The sequence below is a fragment of the Tenacibaculum aiptasiae genome (genome assembly GCF_965221665.1).
Lineage (GTDB): Bacteria > Bacteroidota > Bacteroidia > Flavobacteriales > Flavobacteriaceae > Polaribacter > Polaribacter aiptasiae.
In genome coordinates, this window is record NZ_CBDCSN010000003.1 from 713333 (window position 1) to 731685 (window position 18353).

General features: G+C 29.1%; 20 protein-coding genes. 13 read left to right on the top strand and 7 right to left on the bottom strand.

The window, feature by feature from the left end:
- The first annotated feature begins 1 nt into the window (after position 1).
- The 11 genes from ACOQN8_RS15135 to ACOQN8_RS15185 all read left to right on the top strand — a co-directional run bounded on the left by ACOQN8_RS15135 (position 2) and on the right by ACOQN8_RS15185 (position 9499).
- The gene (locus ACOQN8_RS15135) at positions 2-634 is read left to right on the top strand and encodes an ATP-binding cassette domain-containing protein (RefSeq protein WP_420553297.1); all 633 of its coding nucleotides are present in this window, start codon (positions 2-4) and stop codon (positions 632-634) included.
- Positions 631-1827: an ABC transporter permease gene (locus tag ACOQN8_RS15140; RefSeq protein ID WP_420553298.1), complete on the top strand. Its 1197-nt coding sequence runs from the start codon at positions 631-633 to the stop codon at positions 1825-1827. Before ACOQN8_RS15135 ends, ACOQN8_RS15140 begins: the two co-directional genes overlap by 4 nt.
- A complete protein-coding gene (locus ACOQN8_RS15145; RefSeq protein ID WP_420553299.1) occupies positions 1817-2260 on the top strand; it encodes a hypothetical protein in 444 nt (147 codons plus the stop codon). Before ACOQN8_RS15140 ends, ACOQN8_RS15145 begins: the two co-directional genes overlap by 11 nt.
- A gap of 9 nt (positions 2261-2269) precedes the next feature.
- Complete coding sequence (locus tag ACOQN8_RS15150; protein ID WP_420553300.1) at positions 2270-3019, top strand: 5'-nucleotidase C-terminal domain-containing protein; 750 nt, start codon at positions 2270-2272, stop codon at positions 3017-3019.
- The gene (locus ACOQN8_RS15155) at positions 3019-3930 is read left to right on the top strand and encodes a bifunctional metallophosphatase/5'-nucleotidase (protein ID WP_420553301.1); all 912 of its coding nucleotides are present in this window, start codon (positions 3019-3021) and stop codon (positions 3928-3930) included. The genes ACOQN8_RS15150 and ACOQN8_RS15155 overlap by 1 nt, the downstream gene beginning before the upstream one ends.
- 209 nt (positions 3931-4139) lie before the next feature.
- Positions 4140-5060, top strand: coding sequence for an alpha/beta hydrolase family protein (locus ACOQN8_RS15160; RefSeq protein WP_420553302.1), 921 nt, complete (start codon positions 4140-4142; stop codon positions 5058-5060).
- A 39-nt stretch (positions 5061-5099) separates the two neighbouring features.
- The gene (locus tag ACOQN8_RS15165) at positions 5100-5927 is read left to right on the top strand and encodes an SDR family oxidoreductase (RefSeq protein ID WP_420553303.1); all 828 of its coding nucleotides are present in this window, start codon (positions 5100-5102) and stop codon (positions 5925-5927) included.
- A 52-nt stretch (positions 5928-5979) separates the two neighbouring features.
- Positions 5980-6876: a helix-turn-helix domain-containing protein gene (locus ACOQN8_RS15170; RefSeq protein WP_420553304.1), complete on the top strand. Its 897-nt coding sequence runs from the start codon at positions 5980-5982 to the stop codon at positions 6874-6876.
- A gap of 146 nt (positions 6877-7022) precedes the next feature.
- The gene (locus tag ACOQN8_RS15175) at positions 7023-8072 is read left to right on the top strand and encodes an alpha/beta hydrolase (protein WP_420553305.1); all 1050 of its coding nucleotides are present in this window, start codon (positions 7023-7025) and stop codon (positions 8070-8072) included.
- An 86-nt stretch (positions 8073-8158) separates the two neighbouring features.
- Entirely contained in the window at positions 8159-8524 is a 366-nt protein-coding gene (locus ACOQN8_RS15180; protein WP_420553306.1) for a DUF2255 family protein, read from the top strand.
- Between the two features lie 45 nt (positions 8525-8569).
- Positions 8570-9499: a helix-turn-helix domain-containing protein gene (locus ACOQN8_RS15185; RefSeq protein ID WP_420553307.1), complete on the top strand. Its 930-nt coding sequence runs from the start codon at positions 8570-8572 to the stop codon at positions 9497-9499.
- 47 nt (positions 9500-9546) lie between these two features.
- Here ACOQN8_RS15185 and ACOQN8_RS15190 read toward each other — a convergent pair whose 3' ends face one another.
- Positions 9547-11397, bottom strand: a complete 1851-nt coding sequence (locus ACOQN8_RS15190) for a S41 family peptidase (protein WP_420553308.1) — start codon at positions 11395-11397, stop codon at positions 9547-9549.
- Between the two features lie 236 nt (positions 11398-11633).
- Here ACOQN8_RS15190 and ACOQN8_RS15195 point away from each other — a divergent pair, with 236 nt between their 5' ends.
- Both ACOQN8_RS15195 and ACOQN8_RS15200 read left to right on the top strand, forming a co-directional pair.
- Positions 11634-12566, top strand: a complete 933-nt coding sequence (locus tag ACOQN8_RS15195) for a sensor histidine kinase (protein WP_420553309.1) — start codon at positions 11634-11636, stop codon at positions 12564-12566.
- A gap of 2 nt (positions 12567-12568) precedes the next feature.
- Complete coding sequence (locus ACOQN8_RS15200) at positions 12569-13273, top strand: LytR/AlgR family response regulator transcription factor (RefSeq protein WP_420553310.1); 705 nt, start codon at positions 12569-12571, stop codon at positions 13271-13273.
- 79 nt (positions 13274-13352) lie between these two features.
- Here the strand turns inward: ACOQN8_RS15200 and ACOQN8_RS15205 are convergent, their stop codons facing one another.
- The 6 genes from ACOQN8_RS15205 to ACOQN8_RS15230 form a co-directional block, all read right to left on the bottom strand.
- Positions 13353-14381, bottom strand: a complete 1029-nt coding sequence (locus tag ACOQN8_RS15205) for an alpha/beta hydrolase (RefSeq protein ID WP_420553311.1) — start codon at positions 14379-14381, stop codon at positions 13353-13355.
- 9 nt (positions 14382-14390) lie between these two features.
- Positions 14391-14933, bottom strand: coding sequence for a nuclear transport factor 2 family protein (locus tag ACOQN8_RS15210; protein ID WP_420553312.1), 543 nt, complete (start codon positions 14931-14933; stop codon positions 14391-14393).
- Between the two features lies 1 nt (position 14934).
- Positions 14935-15462 carry a nuclear transport factor 2 family protein gene (locus ACOQN8_RS15215; protein WP_299121375.1) on the bottom strand — a complete coding sequence of 176 codons (528 nt, stop codon included), beginning with the start codon at positions 15460-15462 and terminating at the stop codon, positions 14935-14937.
- A gap of 87 nt (positions 15463-15549) precedes the next feature.
- Positions 15550-16458, bottom strand: coding sequence for an AraC family transcriptional regulator (locus tag ACOQN8_RS15220; protein ID WP_420553313.1), 909 nt, complete (start codon positions 16456-16458; stop codon positions 15550-15552).
- A gap of 53 nt (positions 16459-16511) precedes the next feature.
- Complete coding sequence (locus ACOQN8_RS15225; RefSeq protein WP_420553314.1) at positions 16512-17639, bottom strand: methionine aminotransferase; 1128 nt, start codon at positions 17637-17639, stop codon at positions 16512-16514.
- A 37-nt stretch (positions 17640-17676) separates the two neighbouring features.
- Positions 17677-18315 carry a hypothetical protein gene (locus ACOQN8_RS15230; protein WP_420553315.1) on the bottom strand — a complete coding sequence of 213 codons (639 nt, stop codon included), beginning with the start codon at positions 18313-18315 and terminating at the stop codon, positions 17677-17679.
- Positions 18316-18353: the final 38 nt, after the last annotated feature.

Consider the following 18353-nt stretch of genomic DNA (forward strand, 5'->3'; position numbering starts at 1 on the left):
GATGATTCAAACTGAAAATCTTGTTTTTCAATATAAAGATCTGGGGTCTTTATTAAGTTTTCCCAATATCTCAGTAACTGAGAATGAGAGCTTGCTCATTCTTGGTAAATCTGGGATAGGGAAAACTACACTTCTTCATTTATTGGCAGGTTTGCTAAAACCATCAAAAGGAAAAGTAATAGTAGAAAATATAGATATAAGTTTACTTTCTAATAGCGAATTAGATGAATTTAGAGGCCAATATATTGGATTGGTTTTTCAAAAAAAATATACTATCCAATCGTTAAGTGTTTTCAAAAATTTACAAACACGTCTTTTTTTTAGTAAGAAAAAAGTTGACAATAACAAGATTAACAATCTATTAGAAGAACTAGGGATTAAACATTGTATAAATAGCAAAGTAAAAGAACTTAGTGAGGGACAATTACAGAGGCTAAATATAGCAATGGCTGTAGTTCATAATCCAAAGATCATTTTAGCAGATGAACCAACATCTAGTTTAGATGATGAGAATTGTAAGATAGTTATTGAATTACTTAAAAAACAAGCTAAACAACACAAAGCAAAATTAATTGTAATCACTCACGATCAAAGGATTAAACCATTCTTTCAAAATAAAATCACTTTAGAATGAATATTTGGAGGATCAGTATAGAAAATATAAAGTCTAAACCGCTGTACACTATTCTAAGTGTTTTCTCATTAGCACTTAGTATAGTACTTCTTTTAGGTACTCAGCAATTAAAATCATCTTTTGAATTTCAGAGAAAGAATAATTTAGGAGAAATAGATTTAGTTATCGGAGCTAAAGGGAGTCCTCTACAGTTGGTTTTAGCGTCTGTTTTACATGTTGATAATCCTACAGGGAATATTCTTTTTAGAGAAGTTAAACAAATTACTAATAGTCCTTTAATCAAAAAAGCTGTGCCTATCTCCTACGGAGATAATTATAAGGGCTACAGAATTGTGGGAACTACGAATGAGTTTACGACCTTATACAATGCAGGCTTAGCAAAGGGAACTCAAATAAAAAACACTTTTGAAGTAATTTTAGGTGCTACAGTAGCTGAAAAATTAGATTTAGATATTGGAGATACTTTTTTAAGTTCACATGGTTTAATAGAAAATGATATAGAATCACATGATGAAAAATATACTATTGTAGGAGTTTTAGAACAAACAGATAAAGTAATTGATAGGTTATTACTAACAAGTTTGGAAAGTATTTGGGATACACATGATCATGATAATGAACATCAAGAGCATGAACATGAAGAAATAGAAGATGATAAAGAAATTACTTCGTTATTAGTTTCATTTAAGAATCCTACTGCATTTTTAACATTTCCTAGAAAAATAAATAAGCAAACAAATTTGCAAGCAGCATTGCCTATATATGAATTAGACAAATTATATGAATATACAGGAATTGGTTTAAAAACCATTACATGGATAGCCTATTTAATTTTAATGTTATCTGGTATTACAATCTTTATAAGTTTATATAAAATAATAAAAGAACGAGCATTTGATTTAGCTCTTTTTAGATCTTTTGGAGCAAGTATATATCAACTAATAAAAATAGTTGCTTATGAAGGTCTTATAATTTTATTACTAGCCTTTGTATTGGCTCTAATTATTTTGAAAATAGGTTTAGAGTATGTTTTTAAATCAATTTTTCATCAAGATATTATTAAAGAATTATCATTTCAAGAAATATCTAATATCGGTTTATTGGTGTTTTTATTCATAGTTATGGCAATTACTTTAGCTATCTACCCTATTGTAAAAATGAATATTTCAACCATTTTAAGTAATGAAAAATAAAGTTTTATTCATAGTGTTTGTAAGTATTGTAAGTCTCTGCTTTAGTCAGCAGAAGGTTACATGGGATGATTTATCTAAAGTGAAGTTTAGAGATAAATATTTTCCAGAATACGATGACACTTTTTTACATCCAACATTTTCAGAATCGGTTAAAAGCTTAAATGGTAAGTCGATAGCTATTACTGGATATTTTCTAAATGTAGATCCAAAGGGAAAGATTTTTATTTTATCTAAAGGACCGATGTCATCTTGTTTTTTCTGTGGAGTTGGAGGTCCAGAAACAGCGATAGAATTGCAAGTAATAGGCAAAAGAAAGTTTAAAACAGATGCAATAGTCACTGCAAAAGGAATTTTAAAATTGAATAATAACGATGTAGAGCATTTTAACTATATCCTTACAGAATGTAAAATAGAGTTAAAGAATAAAAAGTAAAGAAATTTTATGATGAGAACACTTCGTTTACTCCTTTTATTACTGATTCTAGTTTCTTGTAAGAGAGAATCTAAGATCCTTAATAAAATAACAGCCAAAAATATAGCTGTAAGTATTACAATTGCATCTTCAGAAAAAATAGATAGTGTAATTGCTCCATATAAGGAGAAATTAACAAAAGAAATGCAAGAGGTACTTACCTATGCTCCTAAAGACTTTCTTAAAAATAATGAAGGGATGCAGACTTCCATAGGGAATTTGATGGCCGATTTATGTTATAGAATGGCAAATCCTATTTATAAAAAGAAAACAAATCAGTCTATCGATTTTGTAATGCTAAACAATGGAGGGATTAGAGCAACAATTCCACAAGGAAAAGTAACAGTAGAACGTGCTTTTAAACTAATGCCTTTTGAAAATGAACTTGTAGCGGTAACTCTTACAGGTGAGAAAATTACAGAGTTGGTAGATTATTTTATTAAAAATAAAACAGCGCATCCTTTCTGTAGAAATGTGAATTTAACATTAAGTAATAACGATTACTTGCTTAAAATTAGAGGAAAAGATTTTGATAAAAACAAATCGTATACAGTACTAACATCAGATTTTTTACAAAGCGGAGGAGATAAAATGACCTTTTTCAAAAATCCTGAAAAGTTAACGAAGTTAGATTGCAAAATGAGAGATGTAATTATAAACTATTTTAAAAAGGTAGATACCCTACAAGCTTCAATTGATAACCGCGTAATTATAGAGTAATGAAAAGAAGAGATTTTATAAAGCAAGTTGGAAGTGCATCTATTTTAGCGGCTAGTGGATTAACATTGCCATCATTTACAGGTAAGCAACAACGTCATATAACCATTTTGCATACCAATGATACACATAGTCATATTGAGCCTTTTAATGCAAATCATAATAGATATGCTAATAAAGGCGGGGTATCTAGAAGAGCTACTTTAATAGAACAAGTAAGGAGAGAAAACCCAAATACACTTTTATTAGATGCAGGAGATATTTTTCAAGGTACTCCCTATTTCAATTTCTTTGGTGGAGCACTTGAATTTAAGTTAATGAGCATGTTAAAATACGATGTAGCAACTTTAGGAAATCACGATTTTGACAATTCAATTGATGGTTTATATAAGCAGCTTCCCAACGCTAAATTCGATTTTGTATCTGCAAATTACGATTTCAAAAACACGGTATTAGACACACATGTAAAACCTTATAAGATTATAGTAAAAGACGGAATCAAAATAGGAATTTTTGGTTTAGGGGTTGAACTTGACGGCTTAGTAAATAAAAAGATGTATAAAGAAACTCGTTATTTAGATCCTATAACAGTAACTCAAGATATAACCGCAGAGTTGAAAAATAAGAAGAAATGTGATTTAATCATTTGTTTATCACATTTAGGGTACTATTATAAAAATAATCCAGAGCAAATTTCCGATTTAAATTTAGCAAAAGTAACAAAGGATATTGATTTAATAATTGGAGGACATACACATACTTTTTTACCTAAACCTACCATTGTAAAAAATATTGAAGGCAAAAATATGTTGGTAAATCAAGTTGGAGCTTATGGGGTTAACCTTGGTCGTATTGATTTTTATTTTGATGAATCGAAAAATAAATCATCATCAGGAACAACAATTTTGGTTTAAAAATAACCTAAAAATAAAGTTTGCTATTAATTATAGTAAGTTAAATGGGGGCTACAGTGGGAACTTAATATTGCTTTAAGTTTCCACTTGCCAATTTATATCCTTTCTGTTTTAATGCTTTAAAGTAAAAAAGTATACAACTCATGTAAAAAAGTATACGTTTTAGTTCTTTGTTGTTCAGAGATTTGTGCTAAGTAAAAATAAAAAACATGGCACAAATAACAGAAGAACAAAAAGCTACATTAAGTGCTTTGGCTAAAGGATATACAACAGTAAACCACCCTACTCCAATCTTAGAAACTCCAGAGGATTATGGAATGGGGTATAAAGATGTAAAATTCAAAGCTCAAGATGGTGTAGAATTAGCTGCATGGTTTATACCAGCAAAAAATTCAAATAAACTTATTATATGCAATCACCCAGCTACATTTAATAGGTATGGATTTCCCGGACACAAAGAACCTTGGAGTAATTTTCAGGATGTAGAAGTAAAGTTTGGAAATGTATACAAAGCTTTACATGATGCAGGATATAATGTATTAACCTATGATTTAAGGAATCATGGAGAAAGTGGTGATGCAGAAGCTAATATTTGGGGACAAGGATTCAATTCTGAATATAAAGACGTGTTAGCTGCTTTTGATTACTTAAAATCACAAGATAACCTTCAAAACATGAGTGTTGGATTATTTAATCCATGTGCAGGAGGAAATGCAGCTATGACTGCAATGACAAAGCATCCAGAGTATTTTAAAGAAGTAAAAGCATTTGTTTGTGCACAACCTGCATCAATCAATATTATGTCAAAAATAACTCTTGATAACATGGGATTAGGAGATTATATGACTGTTTTTGATGAAGAGTTAGAAAAAAATGGTGGATTAAAAAGTAGCCAAATGACACCTCATAATATTGCTCAAAATGTGAAAGTTCCAACCTTTATTATTCAGAATAAAGATGATGTTTGGACAATTCCAGAAGATGTTCAAAAAACATATGATTTAATTCCAGGAAAAGATAAAAAACTATTCTGGATTGAAGAAGATAATTCAAAACGTTTCATTGGTTATAATTATTTAGGTGAGCATCCAGAAATGATGTTAGAATGGTTTAATACTTATATGAAATAAAATCTTTTCACAAATTATAAATAATATAAAATTTCAATAATGAATTCAACAAATAAAACAGTATTAATAACAGGAAGTTCAACAGGAATAGGCAAATCAGCAGTAAAGATTTTTCAATCAAAAGGATGGAATGTGATTGCGACCATGAGAACTCCAGAAAAAGAAACTGAGTTAAATAAACTTGATAATGTATTAGTTACAGAATTAGATGTTACTAAACAAAACACTATTGATTTAGCTATAGAAAAAGGTTTAAAAACCTTTGGTAAAATAGACGTTTTAATTAACAATGCTGGTTTTGGTATGATGGGGATTGCTGAAGCTTCAGACGAGGCTTTAATGCAACGTATTTTTGATGTAAATGTATTTGGAGTAATTAGAACAACCAAAGCTATTTTACCTCATATGCGAGCCAATAAAAATGGACTTATTCTTAATGTTTCATCCATTGTAGGTTTATTTACATTACCGTATCAAGGTTTATATCATGCAACAAAACATGCTGTAGAAGGTTTTACAGGCTCTATTCAATATGAATTAAAATCGTTAGGGATTGATGTGAAATTGGTTGAACCAGGAGGTGTCAATACAGAGTTTATCAATAATATATCGTTAACTGGTAATAAGGAAATTAGCGATTATAAAGAAGGATTAGAAAAATATATGGCAGCAGTTCAAGAATATATGGGACATCTTAGTACTTCTGATAGCATTGCTGAAATCGTATATAATGCGGTAACTGACAATAAAGAACAACTAAGGTATTTAGCAGGTTCAGATGCAGAACAATTCATGGCAGCACGTAAATCGATGGATGATAAAGCATTTTTCGAAATGGTATCAAATCAATTTGGATTATTAAATTAAGAATAAAAGTTTTTACTTATCTTTTGTCAAAAGCATTTTAAAGTGAAGAGTTATGTTACATTTTAAAAGTATCTCAAACTACTTAGAATATATAAATGCTCCTAAATCAGAGCATCCATTATTGAGTGTAGTTTCAATAAATGAAAGTTTTATAAAGTCATTGCGAAAGAGCTCCCCTCCTATGATGAATAATTGTTATTCTATTTCATTTAAGAGAGTAATTTCAGGAAGTTTAAACTATGGGCGTACAAAATATGATTTTTCTAATGGTGCTATGGTTTTTATGGCTCCAAGGCAAATAATGCAATGGGATGAAACCACTGAAATGGAGCAAAATGGGTTTATAATTACTTTTCATGAAGATTTTATAAGAGGTACAGAGTTATCAAAAAAAATCAATGATTATGGATATTTTTCATATTCAACAAATGAAGCTTTACATGTATCTCCTAAAGAAGAGAAGTTAATACAGTCGGTTTTTGAAACTATTGAAGCTGAGTACCACAATAATCATGATGAGTTTAGCAAGGATATTATTGTTTCTCAACTAGAAACATTGTTGAAATACTCAGATAGGTTTTATAAACGTCAGTTTTTAAATAGAAAAGAAGTTTCAAGTATTTTATTAGATAAATTTAAAGTTGAACTGAGATATTTTTATAATGAAAATCAGTTAAGTGGTATTCCAAATATTGAAGATATAGCTTTAAGATTGAATGTTTCGCAACGTTATTTAAGTGATACCTTGAAAACAGAAACAGGAAAAAGTGCAAAAGAACATATAACTCTTTTTATTGTTGAAAAAGCGAAAAACAAACTTATAGGAACTTCTGAAAGTATTAGTCAAATAGCATATGATTTAGGATTTGAATATCCCCAACATTTTAGTAAATTATTTAAAAAACAAACGGGAAAGTCGCCCAAAGAATATAGACATACTCTGAATTAGATAATTAATAGAATTGTAGAAAATCCACTTATAAAAATGGATTTTTTTATTTATACCAAAAAGTATAAGTCTCATACCAAAATGTTTAAGTTTCAAGCTTGGATGCCGATTTAAATTTGCACTGTAATCATTAAACATTATAAAAAATGAAACAAGTTTTAATACTAGCAAGTATAGTAATACTAACTATAAGCTGCAAAAAAGAACAAAAAACAACGGTTTCAGAACAAATAACAACTAAAAAAGAAAATACAATGGAAAATTTAAAAGCAGGAAAAAACAGTGTAACATTTACATCATTTGGAGTTGATTTAGCAGGCGATTTATACTTACCTGAAGGTTTTGACCCAAACAAAAAATACAAGGCCATCGTAAGTGCTAGTCCATTTCCACAAGTTAAAGGACAGGTTATGGCAACCTATGGACCAGAAATGGCAAAAAGAGGTTTTGTTTTCTTAGGCTTTGATTATTTAGGAATGGGAGATTCTCCAGCATTACCAGGAGAGCATAAAAAATCTAGATATATGTTTAGATTAATAGAAAATACTTGGGATGCGGTTTCTTATTTAGGAACATTACCTTTTGTAGAAGAGATTGAAGGATTAGGTGTTTGTCAAGGTGGTTCTATCATTGCATCGGCAGCTGTTACCGACCATAGAATTAAGAAAATTGCAATGGTTTCTGGTATGATGGCAGCAGATGGTTTTCAATGGGCCGATAAAAATGCTGCTAATCAAATGATTGCTGCAGCTAATGCATCAAAGCAGAAAATGTATGAAACTGGAGAAGCAGATATTGTAGTTCCTTTTGGGCTTACTGATGATATGTCAAAAGAAGAAGCTATGGAAGCCGCAGCATATCCGGAAATGGCTGCTGAATCCTATGATTATTACGGAAGAGATGGTTTTAGAGGACCTAAAGCTGTTAAAACCTTTTCAAATTTACATATTGGCGACCAAGCTATGCAGTCATTAATTTCTATTGGAGAAGCATATGCAGATAAAATTGTGCAACCTACTTTAGTTGTATATGGTAAAAATGCAATGACTGCCCCTTGTTCAACACAATTTATTGACAAATTAACAAATGAACACGAAGTTATGGCTTTAGAAGAATTTGGACATGTAGATTTCTACTACAAGCCAGAAGCAGTAAAGGTATCAACAGATGCAGTAGCAGAATTCTTCAATAAATAATAATTTCCTTATACATTTTTATAAGATAAGAACCTTTTGATTTATCTAATGATAATAACAAAAGGTTCTTTTTAAAATGACTTTATATGACAATTCAAGAATTAGAAAAATTAATACAAAGTAAAAAAGTACATCAAATTAGATGTGGAGATCATCGTTTTATCGATATTACCATTGTTGCTACTGAAGGACGCTTTTTTGTACGTCAATATAAATTCGGGAAAAGAAGTTGGTACGATGCTTTTTTAGTTAATTCTAAGGGGGCTATGAAAATTGGAGGTCTAGAAGTAGAAATTAATGGTCTAGTACCTCATGATTTAGATGAAGTAAATCCTAAAGTAAATAAAGCGTATAGAAAATTATTAGGTCTCTTATATCCAGCAATGCGATTAACCTACAATACTAAAAAGCATGAAGCTTCTACTTTAGAATTGATTCCAATACTTGCTTAAGAGTATCAAAATTAAATAGTAAATTTATAATATAAAATAACAATAATGCCAGTATTTAGCTTCAATAATATATCAGAAATGCATAAGTATTATGATTTTCCAGAGCCAGAAAATCCATTGTTTAGCATACTGCATACAGATTTAAAAGAGAACGAGAAATCTAGTTGCGAAACCTATGCTTTTAATGAGCCAGTAATACTTTCATGTGATTTTTATAGTATTAGTTTTAAAAACATTATTTCTGGTGAATTGTCTTATGGACGTACCAAATATGATTGTACTAATGGAACTATGTTATTTACAGCTCCCAACCAAACTTTAACCTTTAATGATATGGTTTTTAGTTCGGAAAGTTATCATATTTCTTTTCATAAAGATTATATCAGGAATTTGGACATTTATGAAAGTATTAAAAAATATAATTTCTTTAATTATAATGTAAATGAAGCGCTTCATTTATCGCCTAAAGAAGAACAGATTATAAAAGATATTTTTAAAAATATTAAAACTGAATATCATAATAACCAAGATGAGTTTAGTAAAGAAATCATCATATCTCAGTTAGATACTTTATTAAAGTATGCGGATCGATTTTATAAACGACAATTTTTGAACAGAACGGATGAGAATAAAATTCTAATTACAAGATTTAAGGAGATTCTAAATAGTTATTTTGAACAAAATTTATTAGCAGAGGAAGGTATTCCTACAGTAAACTGGATGGCAGCTCAGTTAAATGTAAGTCATCGTTACATGAGTGATACTATTAAAGTAGAAACAGGGAAAACTGCTGTAGATCAAATTAACTTATTTTTAGTTGAAGAAGCAAAAAGCATGTTGCTAAATCCAAATTTATCCATATCAGAAACCGCGTATAAACTTGGTTTTGAATACCCTCAGTATTTTACAAGGGTATTTAAAAAGAAAGTAGGAATGAGTCCTAAAGAGTATATTAAAAATCATTCATTGAATTAAAAGGCGGATAGTTTTTTACCCGCCTTTTTTTAAATAAGACTTCTCTCCTATTTATTAATTAAAGCAACTAATTTCTCTAACTGAGTATCTTTACCTGTAAAAACTTGAGTTTTATCAACAGGGATATAAATATCAGGTTCTGTTCCATTTCCATCTAATGTTTTTCCGTTTCGTTGAAAAGATAGCATTGTAGATACTTTTACTCTTATTTTAGAATTGTTTAAATACACTTTTCTTGAATTTCCACTAGAGCCATCGGTAGTAACTCCAACAATTTTTACGTTTGGTAACCCTTTAAAAGCTGTAGTAAATACGGTAGCAGCGCTAAAACTGTTTTCATTCACAAGAATATATACTGGCTTTTGATATGGAGTTTTTCCACTTCGCAAAACCATATAAAAAGGATTGCTAAATTTAGACTTATCAAATTGTTGAGTTGTTTTATAAGTTTTATTGAAAGTATTTATGGCTACTCTATCTGACTCTGAAAACTCATTCGAATTATAGCTATTTAAATAACGAGTACTCATTGAAGTTTCATCAGTGGTTAATTTTTCATTAGTACGTAAATATGCGACATTGGCTATCCAAGGAGATTGTGCTGGTTGTACTATATATTTCGCAAAAGTTTGTAAAATAACTCTTCTTCCTCCTGGATTATCTCGTACATCAATAATTAGAGCTTTGGTATTTGAAAATTCCTTCATAGTATTTTCTAAAAAATCTTCATATCCTTCAACTCTCTTATAATTAAACATTCTTGGAATTTTAATGTAACCAATATTGTCAGTTAACAGCTTCTTTGTACCATTAAAACGTCCTGCTTGAATGTTCATCATAGAAATAAAACTATGAATGCTTAAATTTGAGATATATCCCTTTTTATCAAATGTTAACTCAACAGTTTCCTTTTTAGTTTTTTTATGGTTTGAAAACTCTACTTCTACTGTTTTAGGACAGTTTTTGTTGTTTTTAAATAAAAGAGCACCTAGCTTTTGAATAGCATTGGCTCCTCGTGTAAGTTTGGCTTCTTTAGGAGCTTTTTTATTTCCATAATTATAGTCATTCATTAAGGTTTCTATAGCAATACCATCAATACTTTTAATGTAAGGATATTCATTATTGTAGTAACTATATTCTTTTTTATTATTAGGTTTTTGTTGAACCGCTATAGCTTTTCCGTTTAAAATTGTAATACCAAAGGGTAACCTTAAATTATACGTATTATGTGCTTTTCTATTAAAAGCTTCATTTTTTATAGATGAGTGCCTATCTCCTATTTCAGCCATTATTTTACCTATTTCATGCGTCAATTTATCAATATTTATAGTTTCTTTATTACTACTTAATATAGTTGCAGTTAGTTTTTTTATAGCAGTATTGTAATCGTAGTTAGAAAGTTGAGCATAGGATGATTTATTATTAAGAATATCACTAAACTGTTTTAAATCATCAATGGCTTGCATTTTACTTACTTCTTTCAGAGCTTTTTTAACAGGCTTAGAGTTATTTTGAGCTCTATTGTAGAGTAAACATTTTCTTCTATTTTCAGCAGTAAACACTCCAGTATATTCCTTAGAAATACCTTTTTTAGATAAGGTTAGTTGTACTTTTTGATTCGGTGTATAATTTAACCCTTGTAAAACTTCTACAAGGTCTTCTGAAAAACGTTTTTTCCATTTATGTCCAAATTCCTTTTTGCAAAAGTTTAATATCTTATCTCTAGTAAAATTGTCTAATTTTTCAAAAGAATACCATACATTTTCAAATTGTACAATTGGTTGATTATTTTCCCATTTGACAGACGTAAAAGGAGATGCTTTTTCTAGTGTAAGTTTTTGTCCAAAAGCACTAAGGGAGCATAGAACAATTATAATTCCTATAATTTTTGCCTTCATTTTATATGTTTTTATAATTAAAATCTACTCAAACATATTTCTATTCTTATCCCAAGAAAAATGAAATCGACAAACGTAAACTTTGGATAGATAACCTTACTATGAGTCTCGATATAACTGAAAGGCATTTTAATATCTTTACAAAAGAGTTTTAAGGTTTAGCTATGTTTGAATTGTCAGATAAACAAATACAAGTTTTTAAAGTAACTTTTCATATAATTTTGATCAGCATTATTATGATAATGTTATTAGATAAAACAATGTCGTTATTACCAGATTATTGGTTGCTTTTTTTAACATGCGATGCTGTAGAGTATTTTGTATTTACAGTCCTTGCATATTTACTTTACTATTACGTGTTAAAGCTCCATAAGTTTTGGTTTAAAACAAGTTTTATTATACTATTTATAATCATAATTGCAGTATTGGCCGCAACAAAATCATATAGAATTCATGATGAAATATTAATAGATAGAACTTTTGATTTTTTTACAGAATTTATTGGGAAAACCTTTTTATTCTATGCTTTAATACAAATAGTGAATCGACTAGACTTTTTTAACAAATATGAAAAATTAAAAAATGAACTAGAATTGGCTAAAGGTCAATTATTAAGAAATCAATTACACCCTCATTTCTTATTTAATGCTTTCAATTCATTGTATAGTATGTCTTTAAGTAACAATCCGAAAACTTCAGATACTATTTTAAAACTATCAGGAATGATGCGTTATTTAACCGACGATTCGGTTCATAAACAAGTAAAATTAGAACATGAATTGAAATTTATTAACGAATATATTGCTATTGAGAAAATACGCTTTGGAGAGCAAGCAAATATAAGTTTACAAATAGAAGGAACTCCTCAAGGAATAAGCATAGAACCTTTACTATTAATTACTTTGGTTGAAAACGCTTTTAAGCATGGGTTTTATACAAATGATTCAAGTTCATTTGTAAATGTAAAAATAGATGTAGACGATAAATCATTGCTATTTAAAGTGAAAAACAGTATTCAAGATCAGCAACACTTTAATCAAAATTCAAGACAAGGAAAAGGGTTAGAAAATTTAAAAAACAGGTTACAATTATCTTATCCCAAAAAGCATGAATTATTACTAGAAAGTGAAAACAATGTATATTTAGCACAACTTAAAATTAACTTTTAAGCATGAAAAAGTATAAAGTTATTATTATTGATGATGAACCTTTGGCTATTGATGTTTTGGTTCATTATCTAAAAAGATTTCCTGAGTTTGAAATTGCTAAAACTTTTATAAACTCAGTAGAAGCCTTTAAATACTTGAATGAAAATAGAATAGATTTAGTTTTTACGGATATCGCTATGCCTCAAATATCAGGTATAGAAATGGTGAAACTGACCCAGAATAAAACACAATTTGTGATGGTTACCTCCTACTCTAAATATGCAATAGAAAGTTTTGAATTGAATGTGATTGATTATCTCTTAAAACCGTTATCGTTTGAACGATTTACTAAGACAATAGAGCGATTCAAATTCAATATACAGGAAGTAAACATAAAAGAAAAAGATCAAGAAAAGTCTTTTTTTATCAAAGAAGGTGATGAATTTGTAAAAGTATTTGTACAAGATATAGACTATATTGAAGGAATGAAAGATTATGCAAAAATTGTATGTGGCAAAAACTATTATTTAGCTTTAAAAACACTAAAATCAATAGAAGAAAAGTTAAGTAGTTCAGACTTTATTAGAGTGCATAAATCTTTTATAATTCCACTAAAAAAGATATCTCAATACAATAGTAAGTGTGTGTTGATCAATTCTCATGAAATACCAGTTGGTAATAGTTATAGAAATCAATTAAAAGAGTATTTAGAGAATAATAAGTTGTAATTATTATTATTATTATAAAAATAAAGTGAGAACTTAATAATAGATATTAAATTCTCACTGACATATAAACTAAGGGGAATTAAAGTTTATTCTTAAAAAAAGCACTTGTTTTTTCTACAGCTAAAGACACTTCTTTTTCTTGATCGTAAAACATGAATTGGTGCATTGGTGATTGAATTTCAGTATCAACCCAAAACAATTCTTTATCTTCTGAGTTAATTTCTTCAAAATATTTTTTAGTATAATCTGGTAATACAGAACCATCACTATGTAACATAAAAACAGGTTTGTTTAAGTTTTTTGCTGATGGAAATGGGTCTAAGGTTAACCAATCTTCCCAAGTTGCAACTGCAAACTTATCAGCACTCCATTGTGGAATTGCTCCTCTATCTGGATTTAAATAATAATCAAATTCACCAAACATAGCAGCTGTGTCATCAGTAGCTGAAATCGTTTTGATGTAAGTAAACTCACCTGTTTCAGCAAATTTCTTTTTAGCCTCTTGAGCTGCTTTAATACGTTTTTGTACGCCCTCTTCTCCACCGTAAAATAATTTTACAGCTTCTCCATCATGTAACCATGAAGCTACGGTTGCAACTGCTTTAATATCGTTATCTTCTGAAGCAGCTATTAAAGTATACATAGATCCAGCACATACTCCAAAAGCGCCAATTGCATCTCCTTTTACTTCAGGTCTGGTTTTTAAGTAAGCAACTGCATTTTCAATATCCTGAATCTTCATTGTTGGATTTTCCCAAGCTCTTGGTTCTCCTTCACTTTCTCCATAATTTCTAAAATCGAATGATAAGGTAATAAAACCTTGTTCAGCCAAACGTTTAGCATATAAACCTCCCATTTGCTCTTTTACAGTAGTCCAGCTTCCAGAACATACAATAGCCGGATATTGTTTTCCTATTTGAAAATTAGGTGGATAATAAATATTTCCAACTAAATTTAATCCTTCACTTTTAAAATTTACTTTTTTCATTTCTACCTGTTTTTTTATTGCTGTTTTGTTTGTTGAAGTTTTTACTTCTTCTGTTTTTTTCTCTGTTTTACAGCTCCATAAGCATAAAACACTTATTAAGCCTAAAATGTATGTTTTCATTTGTTAGTTTTATTTAATGTTTTCTAATAATCCAAAGCCACGAGCTGCAACAATTGGATTAAAAATTTCTACATATTCAGTTATTTTACCCTCAGTATTAAATTTAAATGTGGAATAATAATTATTGGTATACACTCCGGCATTGTTCTTTAGTTTGATATTCCCTGAATATTTTACAAAAACCATTGTAGGGTCTTCCATTGCATATATTTCCTTGATAGGAAAAGTCATACCGTCAAAATTTGGAAATACAGGAGTCCAATAGGTTCTAATTCCATCTTTTCCTGAAGTACCTTTTGGAAAAATACCTGAATGATATGGGTTTATATGCTTAGCATCGTCAGCAAATAAATCAACCAGTTTGTCTATATTTTCATCTTCTAAAGCCTTAAAAAAAGCTTTTACTGATGCTTTATTTTTAGTTGCTATATCCATAATCTTAGTTTGTTGTTCTTTTAACTTATGTAATTCGATTTCGAATTTTTTTATTTTTTCAGAATTGCTACATGATGTAAAAATCCCGATTAATAATAGGACTAATAACCTTTTCATCTTAGTTAGATTTAGCATTATCAATAGCTTTTTGTATTAGCATATTATTTCCATCTTGGTACTTGTAGTTGAACTTCATAGAAGTAATTTTCCAATTATTTTCAATGTTTTTAAGGATAAAATCATAACTACCAACAACAGTCCATATATTTCCATTTTCATCTTTTAAATAATGTGTTGCGGTACCATAACAAAAAGAATGTGCCTTATTTCCATCAATTTTTGTAATAAAATTTCCAATTTGATGATGTGTGTATTCAAATCCTGGTAATACAGTTTTCCAACCAGTTGTAATTTCATTAGGAGTGATTTCTGAGGCTGGATTACCAGTCATAGATGAATAATCAAGAGCTACTTTAGAAGCAAACAATTCTTCTACTTCTTTCCAGTTTTTATTATCTGTATTTACAAATAAGTTACTTATAGTCTGTTGAATTTTGTTAGTGTTATTCATAATATTTGTTTGTTTTTCAGTGTTTTGGCATCCTATGAAGAAAACCATTGTAATTAAAATTATTGCTGCTCTCATACCTCTTTGTTTTTGATAGTACAAAGATGCGACAGGCTTTTTCTGAAAAGTTTATGAAATCAAACTAAGAAGTATAAAAATCAAAGATTAGTGATTTTTTCTATATGAATTTGGTGTTTGTGAGGTGTTTTTTTTGAAAAAACTATTAAAATTGTTAGGAGCATCAAAATGTAATGAATAAGCTATTTCTTTAACGCTCATTTGAGTTTGTAGCAATCTTGATTTTGCCAAACGTAGAATATGATTTTGTATGTGTTTCTTTGCGGTATGCCCCGTAATTTGTTTTACTGTAGCATTTAAATGATTTGGGTGTATGGCAAGTTTCTTAGCATAAAAACTTGGAGAATGTACTTTTTTATTAGCTATGCTGCTTTCGTAGAAATTAGTTTCTATTAATGTTTGAAAACGTGATAAGAGATTTACATCCGCTTTTCTAAATTCTTCCAAAGCTTCTTCTTTATTTACTTGTGCATTGAAAAAACGCTTTACATAATTAAGTAATACTAATAACTGAGCTTCCATTATTAATAAAGAATCATCCTTTAAATTTTGCTGCTCTTGATGTATTGTTTCATAAATAGCCAGTAATTTAGATACCTCTTTAGGTTGTACTTCAAAAGGTATTGACTTATCTATTTTTAGAAAAGGAAACTCTTTTAGAAGCTGTTGCAAATGCTTAGATTGTGTAATAAATTCTTTTGAAAACATTAAATAATAGCCTTCCCAATCTGGAAGTATATCCCAAGAGATTAGTTGAAAAGGTGAATTGAAAAAAACGGTAGCTCCTTCAGGAAAATTAGTATGATGTCCAGAAATGGCCTTCCCAGTTCCTTCTACTTTTATAGCAATGGCATAAAATTCGTGCTTAAAAGATTCCATTTTAGAAACAACTGTAGGCATATTCTCTTCAAAGCTCCTAATATCAAAATAAGGATGCTTTGAAGGTGGAATATTAATTGCCTTACAATAATCTTGTATGTTTTTAAAATGCTTCACAAATCAAATCTATATTTTCTAATAAATATAAGCTATATAACTTTAAAGCTCTTTTATATCTGGTTTAGTCGTTCTGCAGCTGCAATTAAAGTTTCATCTGTTTTTGCAAAACAAAATCGAAGCATTTGTTTATCGGTTGCATCTTTATAAAAAACAGATATAGGAATAGCAGCAACACTATGATTGGTTATTAAATCTGTAGCAAAATCCATATCGTTTTTAGTACTGATTTCTTTATAATTGACTATTTGAAAATAAGTTCCTTCTGAAGGTAAAACCTCAAAACGACTATCTTTTAATAAGTTTTGAAATAAGGCTCTTTTTTTAGCATACATGGCCGCTACTTCATTAAAATTGACAATATCTAAGTATTCTGAAATAACGTGTTGTGAAATACTGTTTACACTAAAAACTAAGAATTGATGAATCTTTTTAATTTCTTTCATTAAAAATTCTGGAGCAATTAAATATCCAACTTTCCAACCTGTAACATGTAGTGATTTTCCAAAGGATGATGCTATTATCGCTTTATTTACTAGCTTAGGACGAGTATTTACGGATATATGTGAATGTTTAAACGAAATGTATTCATATACTTCATCACTTAATAATAAAACATGAGAATGTTTTTCTAAAATAGTTTCTAAAACTTCAAACTCTTCTTCCTTCCAAATTTTTCCTGTTGGATTGTGCGGATTATTTACAATAATCAATTTTGTTTTTGAAGTAATTGCCGATTCTATTCGATTGAAGTTTGGCGAATAATCGTCATTCAAAGAAATTCTTACTGGCTTCCCTCCTGCTACTAAAACTGAAGGCTCATAGCTATCATAACTAGGGTCTAAAATAATTACTTCATCTCCTTGGTTTACCAAAGCATTGATTGCTGTGTAAATTCCTTGTGTAGCTCCTGATGTAATTAATAATTCTGTAGAAGTGTTTATACTTCTTTGATAGTTTTCTTGCGTTAATAAAGCTATTTTTTGAAGCAAAGAAGGTAGGCCAGCCATAGGTGTATACTGATGAATATTCTCTGTTAATAAACGCTGAGATATTTCTAATAATCTTTCATCAACTGGGAAATTTGGAAATCCTTGTGATAAATTAATCGCATTATGCTGTTGTGCTAATTGCGACATTACAGAAAATATACTAGCTGTAGTACCAGGTAACTTTGACATAGAAATAAAACTTATTATTGCTAAAATACTATATTGATTATAATTTTGTTATTAATCCAAATACATAATTAGGATCTTTTCTATTAATTATTTTTGCTTTATATAAATATGTTTTTTCATTTAAAATCTCTACAATTTCAACTGAAATAATTCCTCCTTCTTTATGTTTATCCTTCTCTAAAGACATTTTGATAGTTTCTAGTTCATATTTATAATCATTTAACCAATTAATTTTATAAACTTGTCTGCCTCCAATGCCTCCTTTTTCTATTTGACGTCTTTTTCTTCTTTTTATTATAGTTTCATTATACGCAGGGCTTTCATATTTGAATTTACCACTATGAAATACCTTACATTTAACATAATCATCTTTGGATAGCTGATATGTTTTATATTTAGAATTTACAAAATAATAAACTGACTGCCAGCATTTATTAGTCATTTTCATCGGATGATATAATTTTGCTTTTTTAAAATGATCTAAGCAACCTAACCTCCAACCATTATGTCTATATGTGCTTTTTTCTTCATTAATTTTTATATCATATCGTTTACCATTTTCATCAACACAGTAGTCTATTACTACTATTGCAACTCTATCAATATCATCAACAAAAGTTTGTGAAAATGTAAAAAAAGGAATTATTAGAAATAGAAAGAAATATAGCTTTTTCATTTTTTTAGGCTAAAGTACTTTATCTCTATTTATTTAGA